This window comes from Pseudomonas meliae (genome assembly GCF_001400515.1).
GTDB classification, from domain to species: domain Bacteria; phylum Pseudomonadota; class Gammaproteobacteria; order Pseudomonadales; family Pseudomonadaceae; genus Aquipseudomonas; species Aquipseudomonas amygdali.
Window position 1 is genome coordinate 1 of sequence record NZ_LJQT01000234.1, and the last position, 15,016, is coordinate 15,016.

Below are 15,016 nucleotides of genomic sequence, written 5' to 3' on the forward strand. Positions count from 1 at the left end.
TGCAGCGCCTCCTTAGGGGCTTTTTCATGCTCAGGACGAGTCATTCAAGATGTTGATGAAGCTGGCGCCGAAGAAGCGGCGCAACCCGCGTAATTTCTACCTAGGTATCGCTGCGGTGCTCCTGGTTGCCGGGATTGGGCGCTATTTCTCGCTCAAGGCAGAGCAGGAGAAGGTGGCCCAACAGGCTCTGCTTGTCGAGCGCCTCGCCCAGTTGGACGCGACCCTGCCAAAGCAACTGGATGCAATTACCACCCTTGAGTACGTGGGTTTGAGGTACGGTGACACGATCTTCTACCGCTACAGGATCGACTTGCCAGCTAGCAGCCTCTCCGAGGAACGCAAGGCCAGCATGGAGGCGAGAATACGTCTTGGTCTGGACCAACTGGCCTGCAAGGAACCGCAGTTGCTGGCTATGATGCGCAGGTTCAAGTTTCACCAGGAGCATAGCTACCTGGCCAGGGACAGCACGCTCTTTTCCATTGAACTTCACCCTGAACAGTTGAGCTGCCCAGGGTGAAGCCGATAATGGGAGCCGTCGCTCGTTCTTCGCCTCACGCCATTCCCTGAACCGCAAGCGTTCAGCAACTCCGTCTTGCATGACTGAAACGGCATCCGCTTATGCGGCAGCAGTTGATCAACTTCACTCGGCTGCGGCGTCGGTAGGTATGTGAGGACATCCTTCAGATAAGTGTACGGATCATGCCGATTGAGCTACGTTGAGTGCAGCGCTGGCGATGGAGGCTCCGGCTTGCAGCTCCCAGCTTAAAGCTCCACCTCAACCTGAATCACTTCATCGGTGATTTCATCCAGCTGGCGAACCACTTTGTAGATGTGCCCGACAGCTTGCAGCGTGGGGCGAGGGATGTATTTGCCCACCTTGGCGCGGTACAGCGTTCTTGTCAGCCAGATGCTCTGCACCACCGGGATACCGGCCTTTTTGGCCCGAGCAATCAGCGCCAGCGCTTCCTCGTCCTCACCCTTGCAATGAATCAGCGGCAGAGGCGTCTCGCCTGGCCGGTAATACAGCGCCACCGCGTAGTGCGTCGGGTTGACCAGCAGCATGTCTGCTTCCTCCACCGGATTGGGGGCGGCGCTGGGCTCCTGGTTGAGGATTTCATGGGACAGTTGTCGACGATGGCCTTTGACATGAGGATCGCCTTCGGACTGTTTGTATTCTTTTTTGATGTCCTCGTGGCTCATGCGCAGCTTCTTGGCGTGAAAGTATTTCTGCATGGCGAAGTCGACCATGGCGACGACCAGCAGCAACCCCAGAATCACGCGCAAAATATGACGAAAGAGTTCGACCAATGCGTGCCAGTACGTCGTCAGATCGCTGTTGGCCAGCAGGATGAGAGCGCCCAGCGCGGGCTTGACCTGCATGTACAAGGTCGCGCCAATGGCAACAGCCTTGAGGATACTGAGCAGCAGGTTGAGGATGTTCTGCCCGGAAAACATCTGTTTGGCATGCGAGAAGGGGTTGATCTTGTTGATGTCCAGCTTCAAGGCCTTGGGCGCGAACAGAAAGCCGATTTGCATCCAGCTGCTGACCAGGCGCATCAACATGGCCATGCCGACGCTGCATAACGTGAAGCTGAGCAACACGGAAAGGCCTTCGCTGGCGATCAGCTCGACGGATGCAGCGAAGCTCCGGTCAATACCTTTGAAAGACAGTGCGAGCAAGGCCTGCAACCGGTCGACGCTGTCATCGGCCAGGCCCAGGGTGATTTCACTGACGACCATCAGTACCAGCAGTTTGCCAAGGTCCTGACTCTGCCCCACCTGACCTTTTTCGCGAGCGTCACGTATCTGTTTGGGGGTAGCCTTTTCGGTTTTTTCACTCACGGCACTTGCACCAGAAGCGCCAGCAGCGACTTCAGATCAACCAGCTTCAACAGTTGACCGGTGCCCAGCTCCAGCAGCGTTGGCAGGTAGATCAACAGAAAGGCCAGGCCGGCCATGCTTTTGGCTGGCATGGCCAGAATCGATACGTTCAGTTGCTGTGCATACAGGCCGATGATCGCAAACGCGGCTTCGATCAACAGTAGCAGGGCAATGAAGGGCGCGGCATACAACAGCATGTGTTGCATGGTCTGGTTGAGCTGTTCCAGAAAGACGTCCAGACCGCCTGCGTTCATGCCCGGCAGCCAGGCAGTCGGTGGCCAGACGCTGTAGCTGTCCCAGATGACCTGAGTGATGAGTGAAAGACCGCCAGTGAGAATCACCAGCATGATCAGGGTTTCCTGAAACAAATCGCCCAGCGGTGTGGCGTCCGGACCGAGGGCCGGGTTCAACTGGCCACCGCTGAGCGCCCCGCGCTGACTGTCGAGCAGGGCGCCGACCGAGGCAAACATCCAGAACGGCGCATACAGCAACAGCCCCAATAGCGTGCCCAGTACCGCCTCTTTGATCATCAGGCCGCCGATGGCAAACCAGTTATCGTCAAGAGAACCCAGCGCGCGGCTGATTGCTGGGGCCGGGACCATCGCCAGCACGGCCACTACCGCATAGCGCAGCGGGCCTTTCAGGTATTTGAAACAGAAGGCTGGCACCAGAAGCATGCACGGCAGCAGGCGCGCCATCGCCAGACCCATGCCCAGCATGAATTGAAACGCTTCGTGGGCGTCGAAGGGCATTTAGTGATTGACCCCGGACCGTGCAATCAGGTCGAAAGCCATATTGATGAACTGAATCAGCTCGACGCCGATCCAGCGGCCGGTCATGGCCAGGGTCAGCCCGACCGCCCCGAGCTTGATGCCGAAGGGCAGCGTCTGATCCTGAATCTGCATGAGTGCCTGCAGCAGCGAGGTGAGCACCCCGACCAGCACAGCGACACCCAGCGGCGGAGCGGTCAGGATGACGACCAGAAACATGCCTTGCTTGAACAACGCCAACGCTTCCATGGCCGCCTCACATATACGAATAGAAGAGGCTGTCGAGCAGGCGGGACCAACCCGACACCAGCACGAACAGCAGCAGCTTGAGTGGCAACGACAGGGTCATCGGCGAGACCATCTGCATGCCCAGGGCCAGTAGCAGGTTGGAGACAATCAGGTCGATGACGATGAAAGGGATATAGATCAGAAAACCGATCTCGAAACCGGCCTGCAGTTCCGACAGCACAAAGGCCGGAATCGCCAGCAACAGGTCGTTTTTGTTGGCCTGATCGGCCATTTCCTTGGGCCACATACGCTGGGTATTTTCCAGCAGATGGGCGACCACATCCGGGTCGGTATTGCGCGTCATGAAGCGTTGCAGTGGCTCGATCACTGTTTTCAGACTGCTCTGCAGCTTGTCGGCGCTGCCCAGTTCCAGCGGGTGTTCATGGACCCGCTGCTGGATCTCATGCGCCACCGGGGCCATGACGAACATGGTTGCGGCCAGGGCGATGCCGTACAGGGCCATGTTCGGCGGCACCTGCTGAACGCCAATTGCGTTGCGGGTGATCAGCAGGGTCATGGCGATTTTCAGAAAGGCGGTGCAGACAATCAACAGAAAGGGGATCAGTGACAGCGAGCCAAGAAACAGCGCCAGCATGATCGGGTTTACGCCCTCCATGATCATGAGCGGGTCACCAGGCGGGTAATCTGCAGACCCAGGCGACCCTCGACATCCACCAGCTCACCCTCGGCCACCACCTGTTCGCCATGGCACAACGTCGCGTGCCCCGGCGAAATGCCGGTGACTTCAAGGATAGTCCCGGCATCCAGCCGGCGCAGTTCGGCGAGCGTCAGCCTGAGCTCGCCGCAATGCAGGGTCAGGTCCAGTGCCAGCGAATCGAGTGCCGGGGGCTCGTCCTGTTCTTCCTGCGCTGCGTGATCGTCCGGTTCGGCCGTCGCATACCCGGATGGCTCGCCGTCTTCTTCTTCGGACCAGTGCTGTTCAGTCGATGGGTCTTCATAGTCGTCGAGCATCTCGACATCTTCCTGATACAGATCTTCAGTACTCATGGTGGCGGTGCTCCTCATGACTGAGCCGCAAAAAAAGACGCTGCGCGTGCTGGTCGGTCTGCGCCGCCCATTGCCGTCCTGCCAGGCTCAGGAACCCTTGACCGGCGCTGTCGAACTGGCAGTGGGCGGGCAGTACCACGTCACCGGGGCGCAGCGAGGCGATTTGTTCCCGGGTCAGCGACATTTCACCGATGATCAGGGGGCTGGCCACTGACCAGGACTCGTCCACAGTGCGCGTGCGGGCTTGCCAGGACGCTGATCGCAGCAGCCTGAGCAGTGTGTCGGGCGTTGCATGCAAGTGCGCGTGAAGCTGCTCACCACCACGCCGTATCTGAACCCGGCAGCCCAGGGTGGGTGCTTGCGGTTTGTTGTGCAGGGGTTCGACCGGTGCCAGCAGTCGGGCAATGGTCGGGCTCAGACGTTGATTGAACAGCTGCCAGTACCAGGCTTGTTGCTCGCCCCCGAGCGTAAGGGGGATATCGCCCAGCAGGCTGAGCAGCGCTTCGGCGTCGCTCAGCAACAGGGGCCCGATGGCTGTGCTCAGCCAGACAGCACCTGCCGGTTCGCCTGTGTCGGCAAGCAGTGGCAACAGGGTCAGTTCGGCGTCCTGACCTGCGGCGCTGAAGCCCAGGCTCTGACCGGCACCCAGCTCACGCGTGGCCTGAGCCAGCAGGGCATCGACCTTGCGCAGACGCAGCGCGCTCATGCTGCAAGATCTTCATGCAGGTCCAGCTCAACGTCATGGCCGAGTGCCCGCGACAGTGAGTCACGGCATGCGCCGGTATGACCCTGCAAACGTTTCAGAACGTCGCGACGGGCGAAGCCCAGCTGGATGCTCCAACGGTGTTCGGTTTTTTCGGCATTGACGCGTACTGTCCCCAGGCTGGGCATCAGCAGGGTAAACGCCAGCGGGCCGGCGGGCTGTTCGGGCAAGCGCTGCGCCAGCTCGTCGATCAATTGGGTCGGTACATTTTCGGCGTGTGCGGGGAGGGCGATGCTGCTGCCGCCGAAACCTTGCTGATCAGGCTCTTCACCGACCTGAGGTATCAGCAGTTGGGAAAAGAACAGGCCGTCGGCGCTCTCCGGTGTCTCTGTCGCCGAACGGTTTTGTGCGAAGCGGACCTTCGGCATGTCGGTACGCGTTGTGCTGCCAAAAGCCGGTGGCTTGTCATCAGCCTTGTTCGGTGCGCGCTGCGTGGGCGCAGAAGGCGGTGTGGCATGCACTACGGGTGGTGCCGTTGGCGCTTTGGCCGGGTGTTTGATCGGTGCGGTCATCGTCACTTAACCTTCTTCGTTGAGCGTCTCCTCCATGCAGGCGAGTTTCTCGACCGCACGCTGAGACGCTTTGGCTTGCAGGCGCTTCTGCTCAAGCAACGCCTGCTGTTCGGCTACCCGCAATTGCTGTTGCTGCACGTCCTGCCGAATACAGGCCAGGCGGTCGAGCATGTGTTTTTCTTTCTCATGCCATCGGTCGATATCGTTCGGGCTGATGGTCTTTTCCAGGTGTTCCTGAGACAGGCCCTCGCGACGCCGCTTGTGGTTGTCACGTTCCTGATCCAGCGATGCCCGTGTTTTTGATAAGTGGTCGAGCATCGATTTCAGTTCCACCTGCGCGTGGCGATGAGCCCGTTCAGCGCTCGCCTGACGATGCTGGCGCAGCGGGGTCAGCAAGCTGATCACCTGTTCCAGTGCTGCTCGCTGCGGATCGTCTTCCAGTGTGTCTTCCATCGTTACTCCGGTAGTCTGGAAGTGAGCCGCAGCAACCCGTCCAGGGTTTCCTGCAAGGGCACCGGCTCACGCAGGTCCTGGCGCAGAAATTCGTTGATGTCGTCATTCAGTTGCACCGCGCAATCGGTCACCGGGTCTGCACCGGCCTGGTATTCGCCCAGCCGCAGGAGCATTTCCACTTGTTTGTAGGCAGCCAGTAGCTGGCGCAGACGATTGTTCGCTCGCTGGTGTTCGCGGCCGGTGACATTGCTGAGGATCCGGCTGATGCTGGCGGATACGTCAATGGCGGGGTAATGCCCGCGCTCGGCCAGCTTGCGGGACAGCACGATGTGCCCGTCGAGCAGTGAACGCACTTCATCCGCCACCGGATCGTTCATCGAGTCCTGCTCGATCAGCACGGTGTAGAGTGCGGTGATCGAGCCGTTCTCGCTCATGCCGGCGCGCTCGACCAGGCGTGGCAGCAAGGTGTAAACCGAGGGTGGCAGGCCGCCACGCCCCAACGGTTCGCCCGAGGCAATCCCTATCTCCCGCTGCGCACGGGCAAACCGGGTCAGGGAGTCGAGCAGCAACAGCACTTTCTGGCCTCGTGCGCGGAATGCTTCGGCGATAGCGGTCGCGGTGAACGCTGCGCGTGCGCGCTCCATGCTTGAGCGATCAGAGGTGGCACAGACCAGCACCGAGCGGGCGCGTAGGGTTTCGTCCAGTTCATGGTCGAGAAACTCGCGCAGCTCGCGGCCCCGTTCGCCGATCAGCCCGAAGACGATGACATCGCAGCCCATGTTGCGGGCCAGTTCGGCCATCAGTGTGGTCTTGCCACAGCCAGCACCGGCGAACAGCCCCACACGTTGACCCTCGCCCAGAAGAATGGCGCTGTCGATGGCGCGTACCCCTGTGGGCAGGGCGTTGGTAATGCGCGGGCGCTGGGTGGGCGGCAAGGCGTCGGCGATCACCGGCAGTGTTTCGCGACGATCATCCGACCCGGCAAAAGCACCGAGGCAATCACCGAGGCAATCACCGAGCAGTGGACGTCCGAAGCCATCCAGGACGCAGCCCAGCAAACTGTCGTCAACGCCAATCCTGTGGGCGATGCCCAGCGGGCGGATCGGAGCACCGACCTGGATTCCGTCGGGTGCGCCCAAGGCGCTGAGCAGCGTACATTCCTGAGTGAAACCGACGATTTCAGCCAGCAGAAAACTGCCGTCGGCTTTGCTCACCTCGCAAAGATCGCCCACCTTGGCCGCAGGAATCTTGCATTCCAGCAGAATCCCGCGCACTGCACTGACCCGGCCACTGACGCGCACGGCGCTGTAGTCACGCAAGCGTGCTGTGTGGGCGTCTTTCCACTGGCTCAGTGCAGCATTCACCAGTTCACCTCAATGTGCCGATTGCCGTCGAATTGCAGGCGCTGATTGTCGATTCGCGTCAGGCGCAAGCCATCCACCTCGTCACCCACATAAATACGGCGGCCGTCTGCAGTCACCAGATGCGCATGCGGGCCGGTCATGATTTGAACCACCACGAAGGGAAGGGCGCTGCGTGTGCTGGCGACGTTGTCGAACACCGTCACCGGCGACTCATAGCGGTCCTTGAAACGCTGCAGCATGCGTTGATAGACCAGCAGGGATTCCTCTTTGAGATCGCCGTTGAGCACCAGCCCCTCGGCTGTTTCTTCCACGCTGACATCGGTCAGCAGCCGGTCGCTGAGCATGGTGCCCAACTGATGGCGTACCGCATCCGCGCTGGTCAGGCGTATGCGTTTATCAGCCGCGGGTTTGATGATCTTTGCCGGTGTAGGAGATGTCTCTACCGGTGCTTCTGCTGTGACCGAGGCCATGTGGCCGGGGCTTTGGTCCATTGCAATGGCGGGCGGGCGGGTCAGGCTCCAGGCGCTGCCGATGACGCCCACCAGCAAGCCGGCGATGATCCCTGTGGTACGGATGAGCGATTGCGAGCGCGACTTGACCTTTTTCAGCGGCACATCATTGCGCACAGGCTCGGGGTCGGCCTGTGACTGTTTCGGGATGACCGCTGGCACTGAAGGCCACTCATCGCCTGCGGGCGAAACGCACAGCCACACTGAGCCCAACAAGAATGCAGTGTTGAGTGTCAGATCAATACCGGGCCGGGCGTTACCCTCTTCGTCGCACACCGCGCCTTCTTCAGCGTTCAGTGTCCAGCTGTCGTCCAGGCGTTGCAGGCGGCAATGCAGGCTTTCCACTCCTGCGTCGTCCAGTGCCAGATCGTGTTGCGCGGCAGAGCCAATCGACCATTGCTCGCCCACCAGTGGCAAGGCTGCGCCTTGGTGCTGACCGTTCAGTACGCGTAATTCAAACATCTGAAAGTCTCCCTTTGCTCAAGCCTGAAAGGCTCAAGCTGCGTGCTCGTTGTCCATTGGCTCAAGATCGTCTTCAAGGTCGAAGCGACCCATTACCTTGACCTTGGCCGCGTTGCTGATTTCTGCGAAAGACAGTACGGGAACGTGATAGAACTCCTCCCTCAACAAGGTCCGCAGTGGGCTGCGCAGGTCCTGCGCGACCAGCAGTACCGCCTGTTCGGGCGCGCGCACCGGAAATGCGATATTCATTTGTTGCACGAGCATCTGGCTGATCTCGTTACTCAGTGCGAAGAACGTTTCGGTCTGTGTCTGGCGCAGACCGTCGCGCAGCAAGCCCTCGCTTTCCGGCGTGAGCAGCCACACCTGCAGGCCTTCGGCACCGCAATACTGGTGGTAGATCTGCGATTTGAGCGCGATGCGCACGTAGTCGGTCAGCACGTTGGTATCGCGTTCATGCTGGCAATGCTCGATCAGGGTCTCGGCGATCAGCCGTATGGCTCTGAGCGGTACGCGCTCCGACGCGAGACGTTGCAGAACCGCCGAGAAGCGCGTCAGCGTGAGCACTCGCTGTATCTCTTGTGAAAGCTCCGGCTGCTCGGATTCCAGCCAGCTGAGGATGGCTTTGGTCTCCTGCAAGCCGATGAACTGAGGCGCGCAGGACTGCAATGCGCGTTCCATGCGTTCGACGATCAGGGTCATGGCGCTGACCGGGTTCAGCTCACCGCACTGCTCGGCGGGCAACCACACCCATTGATCTTCCTGGCGGTCGGTATTGCCCGGAATCGCCGCCGGGAGGTTTTCACCACCCAGTTGGCGGGCGTCCACGGCGACATGGGACTGGGTAAATGTCGCCTTGAGCATGGGTACGTCGTAGACGGTGAAGCGAAACTCGTCCGGAGGAAGATGATCGGCATGTTCAATGATGAACGACGGCAGGGTCAGACCGTATTGCACCACCAGTCTATTGCGTCGCCGACGTATTTCGCTGATCAGTGCCTCGATCTGTGCGCTGTCCTGGCCTGGGTGAAATTGCAGGACGAACTGCCGGCTGGGTGAGAAGGTACGCAGGTCTTCCTTGCCGTTCATTTCCGGGGCGACGGCAGTGGCGCGTTGTTCGTCGGGCTTGGGTCTTGCCCGTTGCAACTGCAGCATGCCACCGGCACCGCAGATGATCGCGATGGTGATGAATACTCCCGTGGGCATACCCGGCAGAGCCGCGAAGCCGAGCATGGCCACTGCGGCGATGATCCATGCCTTGGGCTGGCTGGTAATCTGTTCGGCGATTTCACGGCCAATGTTGGCCTCCGCGCCAGCCTCGGTATTGGGTACGCGGGTGATGATCATGCCGCAGGTTACGGAGATCAGTAGCGCCGGGATCTGTGCAATCAGGCCGTCACCGATGGTCAGCACGGTGTACAGCTGCAACGCATCGCCCGCGCTCATATTGTGCTGCAACACGCCGATGGAAATACCGCCGATCATGTTGATGGCAACGATGATCAGGCTGGCAATGGCATCACCGTTGACGAACTTCATCGCGCCGTCCATAGCACCGAACAACTGACTTTCCTTGTTCAGCTCAGCGCGGCGATTGCGCGCCTCCTGAACGGTTATCAGGTTGGCACGCAAGTCACTGTCGATGGACATCTGCTTGCCGGGCATAGCGTCCAGCGTAAACCGCGCGCCGACCTCGGCGACCCGTTCCGAACCTTTGGTGATAACCAGAAAGTTGACCACTGTCAGGATCAGAAAGATCACCAGGCCCACCGCCAGGTTGCCACCCACCACGAATTGGCCGAAGGCTTCGACAATGTGCCCGGCGTCCTGATTGAGCAGGATCAATCGTGTTGTGGAAATCGACAGCGCCAGACGAAACATGGTGGTCAGCAACAGCACGGCCGGAAAGGTCGAGAATGCCAGCGGTCTTGGCAAATGCATCGCCAGCATGATCAGCAGGCACGATATACAGATGTTCACCGCGATCAACACATCAACCAGCCCGGTGGGCAGGGGGGTGATCATCATGAAGACAATGGCGATGACGAAGAATGCGCCGACCAGCTCTGACCGGCGCATGGCCGACAGGGCAATCATGTTCAGAAAGTTGATGACTTGATTCATCCGGCAAGCCCCTCAAAAAGCTGCTTCTGTTCCTGTTGAGTCAGTTCTGCCATCAGGGTGAGCAGGTTATTCAGCGCAGCCTGGCGGCTTTTCATGTCCTTCCAGAGCAGGATGGGCAATTGCATCAGCATCGGCCGCAAGCCATTGAGAAATGCCAGCTGGTTCTTGAGCCTGGCACCGCCGATGTGTTGAGTCAGTTGCAGGGTCTGGTTCACGTTCATTCCATTGGCCGTCAGGGTCAGCAAGTGTTTGAGAAAGGCTGGCGGATCCACCTTCAGGTCAGGGTTCTTGTTGCGCATGCGCCCAAGCAGGTGTTCACAACCGCGCAACAACGTCGTCACGTGGCGTGCCGTGGTCAGCCCGTGCATCAATGTGCGCAGCTGTTCATGAGATGCCGAAGGGGTAATCGCCGAGAGATCGTCGGCAATGGCTCTGCGCATGTCGCGCAGATTGAGGTCGAAGTCTCCGGTCTCTTCCTGCTCGTTGATCAAGGCTTCGATCAGGCCGGTCACGTTTGGCTGTCCGGAAACCGCTACGCCATAAAGGTTGCGCAACGCGGCACGGCGTTTGTTGTCGACGTTCTGCCGCCCGAACGCCCTGGCAGTATTAATGCCTGCCCGGGCGTGTGGTCCGAACTTGCGTCGCAACTGTTTCAGCGTTTGGGTGAGCGCCACGTACTCGCCTTCAGCGCCATCTTCCTCAGCCTGTTTGCGTGCCGCTTGCAGCACCACGTGGGCCTTGGCCGCATCGCCATCGGCAAATTCCAGAACCTGTTCCAGTTCTGTGTCGTTCTCTTGCAGCAGTTTTTTGCGCAGCAGCCTCGCGGCGTTATCCAGACCGGTATCGTTGGCGCTCATCAACAACTGATAGAGCTCACCCAGTTTGACGGCCCGTGATTGCAGTGCATTTCTGCTTGCGATCAGTTCGCGCTGGCGCAGTATCCGGCTGTTTTGCACCAGTGCTGCGGCGAAGCGCGAGACCTGTTGCGATGACGTGCCTTTTTCCGACGACAGGGTCCCGGGAATCGCTCGCGCAGCGGGCGTGACGGCGCGAATCGGCGTGACCGTGTGGGTTGGCAATATAGGCGGGGCGACGATTTTCATAGGACGGTTCTGAGCCTGGTCATGACCGCTGAGTGGGGCCTGGCCAGGATTCGGTTCCCTTGTAAAAGGGGCTGACGCGTTTGTGCCAAAAGCTGTAGTGATAAAAACGGCGTTGCGCAAAAAAATGTATTACAAAGAATTACAAATTTTAAAATAATTATATAAATCAGTAACTTAAATAATTATTTTGGCTGGCACGGTTATCGCTATAGGGCTTGCACACCATTAAATTAAGGTAAGCCCATGTTTCCGAACCTAGTGATCCTTGATGCAACCCAGCCACGCCAGGACTCTTCGTCTGCCGGTATCCGTCAACTGACGGCTGATCAGATACAGATGCTCAGAGCGTTCATTCAGAAGCGCGTAATGAACCCGGATGATGTCGATGACATCTTGCAATGCGTATTTCTGGAGGCCCTGCGCAACGAGCACAAGTTTCAACATGCCAGCAAGCCGCAGACCTGGTTGTGTGGTATTGCGTTGAACCTGATCCGTAATCACTTCCGCAAAATGTATCGCCAGCCCTATCAGGAAAGCTGGGAAGACGACGTTCATTCAGAGCTGGAATGGAATGGCGATATCACTCATCAGGTAGACGGGCACAGGCAATTGGCACGCGTCATCGCAGCCATTGATTGCTTGCCGTCGAACATGCAAAAGGTCCTGGAAGTGTCGCTGGAGATGGATGGCAATTATCAGGATACGGCGAACACGCTCGGCGTTCCGATTGGCACTGTGCGCTCGCGACTGTCCCGGGCACGGGTGCAATTGAAGCAGCAGATTGACCCGTTCGCCTGAGTGGATATCTGTCTGGAACCAACTCGCACGCAAAACCACACAGTTGCCATCCTTCACCACTTGGATGGCAACCATGCGTATATCCAGTTCTCCCAGTCCTGCCCTCGGCAGCATCGTGAATCAACCCACCTCTGGCGAACTGGCTGCTGAGACGCCATTAGCCAAAGCCTCGCTCACGCAGAGCAGCGCAGGTGGTGATCAGGCCTTTGTGCAGTTCGGCCAGGCCAACGACAATACATCTTTCTTTTCTGATGCCGAGCAAAGCGGCTCATCGCTGATGAGTCTGCTGACTCGCAGCAGTAGTAGCGAGAGCACCTCCAGCGTTGATCAGGACAGTGATCAGGTGTCCCCAATGACATCGGTCTCAACAGCCAGCGCGTCACCTGCGGCGGCTGCCTCCGACCCGGCAAATGCTCCCAGCGCTACTGATGCCGCGTTTCTCGATAACTCCGAATACTCTTCGCCCGAGGCCCTCAAGCGCTGGGATCCGATGGTTGCCCATCTGCCGCCCGAAGAACGCGAGCAGGCGGCAAAAGAACTCAACCGGCCGATTGCGGCCGCCTGGATGGCCAGAGAGCACGGCCCCAATGCTGACAAGGCGATGGCGTTCATCAACGCCAACCCTGCGTTGAAGACGGCTGTGGACGTCGGCAAGGATGGCGGTAATGCGGATGGGAAAATCACCAACAAAGACCTCAAGGCGTTCGCCAAAAATATGGAGAAGGCGGCCGACAATGCCGACAAGGACTTGGCCAAGTACATGGAAGATAACCCCGGCGCTGATCCTCAATCCCTTGAAATGGTGCGCAGCGCAGCGGTGATGCGCGCCAATATGCCGTTGGCGACGGCAGCCGACCCTCATCATGCCGTTGGGGCGCCGGACAAAACCGATGTCGATGGTAATGTCAGCGCCGAGGGTCTGAAAGCGCTGATTAAAAGTAACCCAGGGTTGTCAGGTACGCTCAAACAGTCGTCCAACATGTGGTCACAGGCGGGCTTCCTCAGCCAGGTGGATGAAGCCGGTCTGACCGGGCGCAAGAAGGCTGCACATAGCCCCGACCAGGTGTTCGATGCGTCCAATATGAGCGAGTGGATCAGGAAGAGCGCCCCCAAAAATGGTGGCCAGTTCGCCAGCATGCTCAGCGACGCCGCGACGTTGAATTCGGTAGCCGGTATCGATATCAGCAAACTCAACGGTCAGGTTTTCGAGAAGCCCAAGGCTTACACCGGCGCGCAGAAGGCCGCTGTGATGATCAAGTTGCAGCAGACTCAGCAGAGCGTGATAGCCGGGCGGGATTTGCGCAATACCGAGAAGACCGAGGCGGGCCTTAATGAGCGAATCGCTCAGTTGCAAGCCGATCCCGATGTTCAGGAGTACCTCAACAAAAGCATTCCCGAACAGGAGCGCAGCCTGGTCAGCAGCGATTCGGCGCTGCAAAAGGCCGTGACTGAGCAGGTTCAAAACGTCAACAGCGGAAAGGCCTTGCAAACCGACCTGGCAACCGCAGACAAGGCCGTCGGCAAACACAACCCCGACCCCGATTACAGCGGCGCCATCACCGGCCTGTCGGCTCAACTGCAACTGCAAAAAGACCTGTTTCCCGATGCCCAAGTGCCCACTGCCCAGCAAGTATTCAACAACCAGCCTGATGAAGTGCAAACGAAGATTGCCGATTCCTACGTTCGCAACTTCAGCGAAGGTGGCGCACTGAAGCAATTGCTCGGCCAGAAAAAGGCCGATGCCAGCGAAGCCCTGCAAACCGCAGACAACCAGAAAGCGGCCTATGAAAGTGTGCTGCCCGCTGATTTCGTTGAAGGCGAGCATGAAAACTACACGATCAGCACATTGAATGAGCTGCAGAACTCCAAAAAAGGCCGCAAGTTGCTGGAAGGCAAAAGTGATGAAGAGGGCGGCCCCTCGCTGTTGGCTCAGCTTGCTGATGCCGGGGCGGGCGGCAAGGTGCTGAACTCAGTCATGGGCTTTGCATCGGTATCCACCATGCTCGCCAACGGCGACAAGCTTGGCGCGACGCAGGCCATTTACGACAGCACGAAGCTGGGCGCCGAGGCGATCAAGGGAGGGGTCGACGCCGGGGCGAAGATGATGGGCCGCGAGGCCTCCGCCGGTCTCGGGCGTCTGGGCGGGCAGATGATCGGCCGCGCTGTCGGCCTGGTCGCCGGCGAAGCCACAGGGCTTGCCGCAGGCGCGGCACTGGGTGCTGCAATCCCGGTTATCGGCTGGGCCATCGACGGTGCCATGGCCTTGGGCTTTGGTATCTCGGCGATCATTGATGCGGTCAAGAAGCACAAGGCGCAGAAGGCGTTCGATCATAACGTTGACCCGGTGCTGGATCAGTTCGGGATTGACCGGGCGCATTGATGCAATGGAGCAGGGCGGCGGCCTTATCTTCCGTCCTGGTCCGTGAATGCATTGTTTTGCAGGCTTCGATGATTAATACCCTGCCTGGGGAAGTGATTTATCGACCTCGTCAATTCGTACATTTTTCAGCACGCCGAGGTGTATTAATGACTGACCGATTATACAAAACTGTTCTTGCTGACTTATCAACGTCATTGACGATGCAACCCTTGGTATTCGACGACACAGGCGCTTGTGATCTGGTGGTCGATGAAGAGATTGCGCTGAAAGTGGTCGTGGACCACGTATTCCAGCGCCTGCTGCTGATCGGGCTGATGGACATTTCCCCTGATCTTCCCTTGAAGCGTTTGTTGAGTGGCGCACTTAACCCTCTGTTCAATGATGGACCCGGGCTGGGGTGGCATGCAGGCAGCGAGCTGTATATCGGCTTTAAGGCAATTCCCAGAGAGAAGGTGAGTGTGGTGACGCTGAAGCAGGCGATCGCTGAACTTGTAGAGTGGATAAAAACGTGGCGCGACGCGCATTGAAAGAGGATGAGTCATGAACCCGATACAAACACGTTTCTCTAACGTCGAAGCGCTTAGGGAGCCGCTGATTTATTCTA

The 15,016-nt window shown here is 58.9% G+C and carries 16 protein-coding genes and 1 pseudogene; 4 read left to right on the top strand and 13 right to left on the bottom strand.

Annotated features, from left to right (window positions below; translation table 11 throughout):
• Nucleotides 1-49: 49 nt before the first annotated feature.
• Nucleotides 50-517: a hypothetical protein gene (locus ALO64_RS10630; RefSeq protein WP_002552411.1), complete on the top strand. Its 468-nt coding sequence runs from the start codon at nt 50-52 to the stop codon at nt 515-517.
• Between the two features lie 89 nt (nt 518-606).
• Here ALO64_RS10630 and ALO64_RS25115 read toward each other — a convergent pair.
• From ALO64_RS25115 to sctW, 13 genes and pseudogenes are all read right to left on the bottom strand, one after another.
• Nucleotides 607-711: pseudogene (locus ALO64_RS25115) on the bottom strand (transposase domain-containing protein); the annotation flags it as partial.
• Between the two features lie 51 nt (nt 712-762).
• A complete protein-coding gene (gene sctU / locus ALO64_RS10635) occupies nt 763-1,842 on the bottom strand; it encodes a type III secretion system export apparatus subunit SctU (protein ID WP_004666089.1) in 1,080 nt (359 codons plus the stop codon).
• Nucleotides 1,839-2,633: a type III secretion system export apparatus subunit SctT gene (gene sctT, locus ALO64_RS10640; RefSeq protein WP_044345034.1), complete on the bottom strand. Its 795-nt coding sequence runs from the start codon at nt 2,631-2,633 to the stop codon at nt 1,839-1,841. The genes sctU and sctT overlap by 4 nt, the downstream gene beginning before the upstream one ends.
• A complete protein-coding gene (gene sctS, locus ALO64_RS10645; protein WP_002552413.1) occupies nt 2,634-2,900 on the bottom strand; it encodes a type III secretion system export apparatus subunit SctS in 267 nt (88 codons plus the stop codon).
• A gap of 7 nt (nt 2,901-2,907) precedes the next feature.
• Complete coding sequence (gene sctR / locus ALO64_RS10650) at nt 2,908-3,561, bottom strand: type III secretion system export apparatus subunit SctR (protein ID WP_002552414.1); 654 nt, start codon at nt 3,559-3,561, stop codon at nt 2,908-2,910.
• Nucleotides 3,558-3,947, bottom strand: coding sequence for a FliM/FliN family flagellar motor switch protein (locus ALO64_RS10655; protein WP_044345035.1), 390 nt, complete (start codon nt 3,945-3,947; stop codon nt 3,558-3,560). The genes sctR and ALO64_RS10655 overlap by 4 nt, the downstream gene beginning before the upstream one ends.
• Nucleotides 3,937-4,653 carry a type III secretion protein hrcQa gene (locus tag ALO64_RS10660; RefSeq protein WP_005735151.1) on the bottom strand — a complete coding sequence of 239 codons (717 nt, stop codon included), beginning with the start codon at nt 4,651-4,653 and terminating at the stop codon, nt 3,937-3,939. The genes ALO64_RS10655 and ALO64_RS10660 overlap by 11 nt, the downstream gene beginning before the upstream one ends.
• Entirely contained in the window at nt 4,650-5,222 is a 573-nt protein-coding gene (locus ALO64_RS10665; protein WP_044345036.1) for a type III secretion system HrpP C-terminal domain-containing protein, read from the bottom strand. The genes ALO64_RS10660 and ALO64_RS10665 overlap by 4 nt, the downstream gene beginning before the upstream one ends.
• A 6-nt stretch (nt 5,223-5,228) precedes the next feature.
• A complete protein-coding gene (locus ALO64_RS10670) occupies nt 5,229-5,675 on the bottom strand; it encodes a YscO family type III secretion system apparatus protein (protein ID WP_002552418.1) in 447 nt (148 codons plus the stop codon).
• 2 nt (nt 5,676-5,677) lie between these two features.
• A complete protein-coding gene (locus ALO64_RS10675; RefSeq protein WP_044345037.1) occupies nt 5,678-7,039 on the bottom strand; it encodes a FliI/YscN family ATPase in 1,362 nt (453 codons plus the stop codon).
• A complete protein-coding gene (sctD, locus tag ALO64_RS10680) occupies nt 7,036-8,010 on the bottom strand; it encodes a type III secretion system inner membrane ring subunit SctD (protein WP_044345038.1) in 975 nt (324 codons plus the stop codon). The genes ALO64_RS10675 and sctD overlap by 4 nt, the downstream gene beginning before the upstream one ends.
• A 33-nt stretch (nt 8,011-8,043) precedes the next feature.
• On the bottom strand, nt 8,044-10,131 hold the full coding sequence (sctV, locus tag ALO64_RS10685) for a type III secretion system export apparatus subunit SctV (RefSeq protein WP_005735148.1): 2,088 nt from the start codon (nt 10,129-10,131) through the stop codon (nt 8,044-8,046).
• Nucleotides 10,128-11,234 (bottom strand): type III secretion system gatekeeper subunit SctW, encoded by a 1,107-nt coding sequence (gene sctW / locus ALO64_RS10690; protein WP_002552422.1) that lies wholly within the window; start codon nt 11,232-11,234, stop codon nt 10,128-10,130. The genes sctV and sctW overlap by 4 nt, the downstream gene beginning before the upstream one ends.
• A gap of 243 nt (nt 11,235-11,477) precedes the next feature.
• On the opposite strand from sctW, the gene ALO64_RS10695 reads away from it, so the two are divergent.
• The 3 genes from ALO64_RS10695 to ALO64_RS10705 all read left to right on the top strand — a co-directional run bounded on the left by ALO64_RS10695 (nt 11,478) and on the right by ALO64_RS10705 (nt 14,939).
• On the top strand, nt 11,478-12,032 hold the full coding sequence (locus tag ALO64_RS10695; protein ID WP_005735147.1) for an RNA polymerase sigma factor: 555 nt from the start codon (nt 11,478-11,480) through the stop codon (nt 12,030-12,032).
• A 73-nt stretch (nt 12,033-12,105) separates the two neighbouring features.
• Nucleotides 12,106-14,412: a type III effector HrpK domain-containing protein gene (locus ALO64_RS10700; RefSeq protein ID WP_044345039.1), complete on the top strand. Its 2,307-nt coding sequence runs from the start codon at nt 12,106-12,108 to the stop codon at nt 14,410-14,412.
• A 146-nt stretch (nt 14,413-14,558) separates the two neighbouring features.
• Nucleotides 14,559-14,939: a type III secretion system chaperone gene (locus tag ALO64_RS10705; RefSeq protein ID WP_032074428.1), complete on the top strand. Its 381-nt coding sequence runs from the start codon at nt 14,559-14,561 to the stop codon at nt 14,937-14,939.
• Nucleotides 14,940-15,016: the final 77 nt, after the last annotated feature.

Excerpts from the sequence above, each read along its gene's own strand:
- ALO64_RS10695 (WP_005735147.1), top strand. The coding sequence starts at position 11,478 with ATGTTTCCGAACCTAGTGATCCTTGATGCAACCCAGCCACGCCAGGAC.
- sctW (WP_002552422.1), bottom strand. The coding sequence starts at position 11,234 with ATGAAAATCGTCGCCCCGCCTATATTGCCAACCCACACGGTCACGCCG.
- ALO64_RS10660 (WP_005735151.1), bottom strand. The coding sequence starts at position 4,653 with ATGAGCGCGCTGCGTCTGCGCAAGGTCGATGCCCTGCTGGCTCAGGCC.
- sctV (WP_005735148.1), bottom strand. The coding sequence starts at position 10,131 with ATGAATCAAGTCATCAACTTTCTGAACATGATTGCCCTGTCGGCCATG.
- ALO64_RS10665 (WP_044345036.1), bottom strand. The coding sequence starts at position 5,222 with ATGACCGCACCGATCAAACACCCGGCCAAAGCGCCAACGGCACCACCC.
- ALO64_RS10630 (WP_002552411.1), top strand. The coding sequence starts at position 50 with ATGTTGATGAAGCTGGCGCCGAAGAAGCGGCGCAACCCGCGTAATTTC.
- sctT (WP_044345034.1), bottom strand. The coding sequence starts at position 2,633 with ATGCCCTTCGACGCCCACGAAGCGTTTCAATTCATGCTGGGCATGGGT.
- sctD (WP_044345038.1), bottom strand. The coding sequence starts at position 8,010 with ATGTTTGAATTACGCGTACTGAACGGTCAGCACCAAGGCGCAGCCTTG.
- sctR (WP_002552414.1), bottom strand. The coding sequence starts at position 3,561 with ATGATCATGGAGGGCGTAAACCCGATCATGCTGGCGCTGTTTCTTGGC.
- sctS (WP_002552413.1), bottom strand. The coding sequence starts at position 2,900 with ATGGAAGCGTTGGCGTTGTTCAAGCAAGGCATGTTTCTGGTCGTCATC.
- ALO64_RS10700 (WP_044345039.1), top strand. The coding sequence starts at position 12,106 with ATGCGTATATCCAGTTCTCCCAGTCCTGCCCTCGGCAGCATCGTGAAT.
- ALO64_RS10655 (WP_044345035.1), bottom strand. The coding sequence starts at position 3,947 with ATGAGTACTGAAGATCTGTATCAGGAAGATGTCGAGATGCTCGACGAC.
- ALO64_RS10670 (WP_002552418.1), bottom strand. The coding sequence starts at position 5,675 with ATGGAAGACACACTGGAAGACGATCCGCAGCGAGCAGCACTGGAACAG.
- ALO64_RS10705 (WP_032074428.1), top strand. The coding sequence starts at position 14,559 with ATGACTGACCGATTATACAAAACTGTTCTTGCTGACTTATCAACGTCA.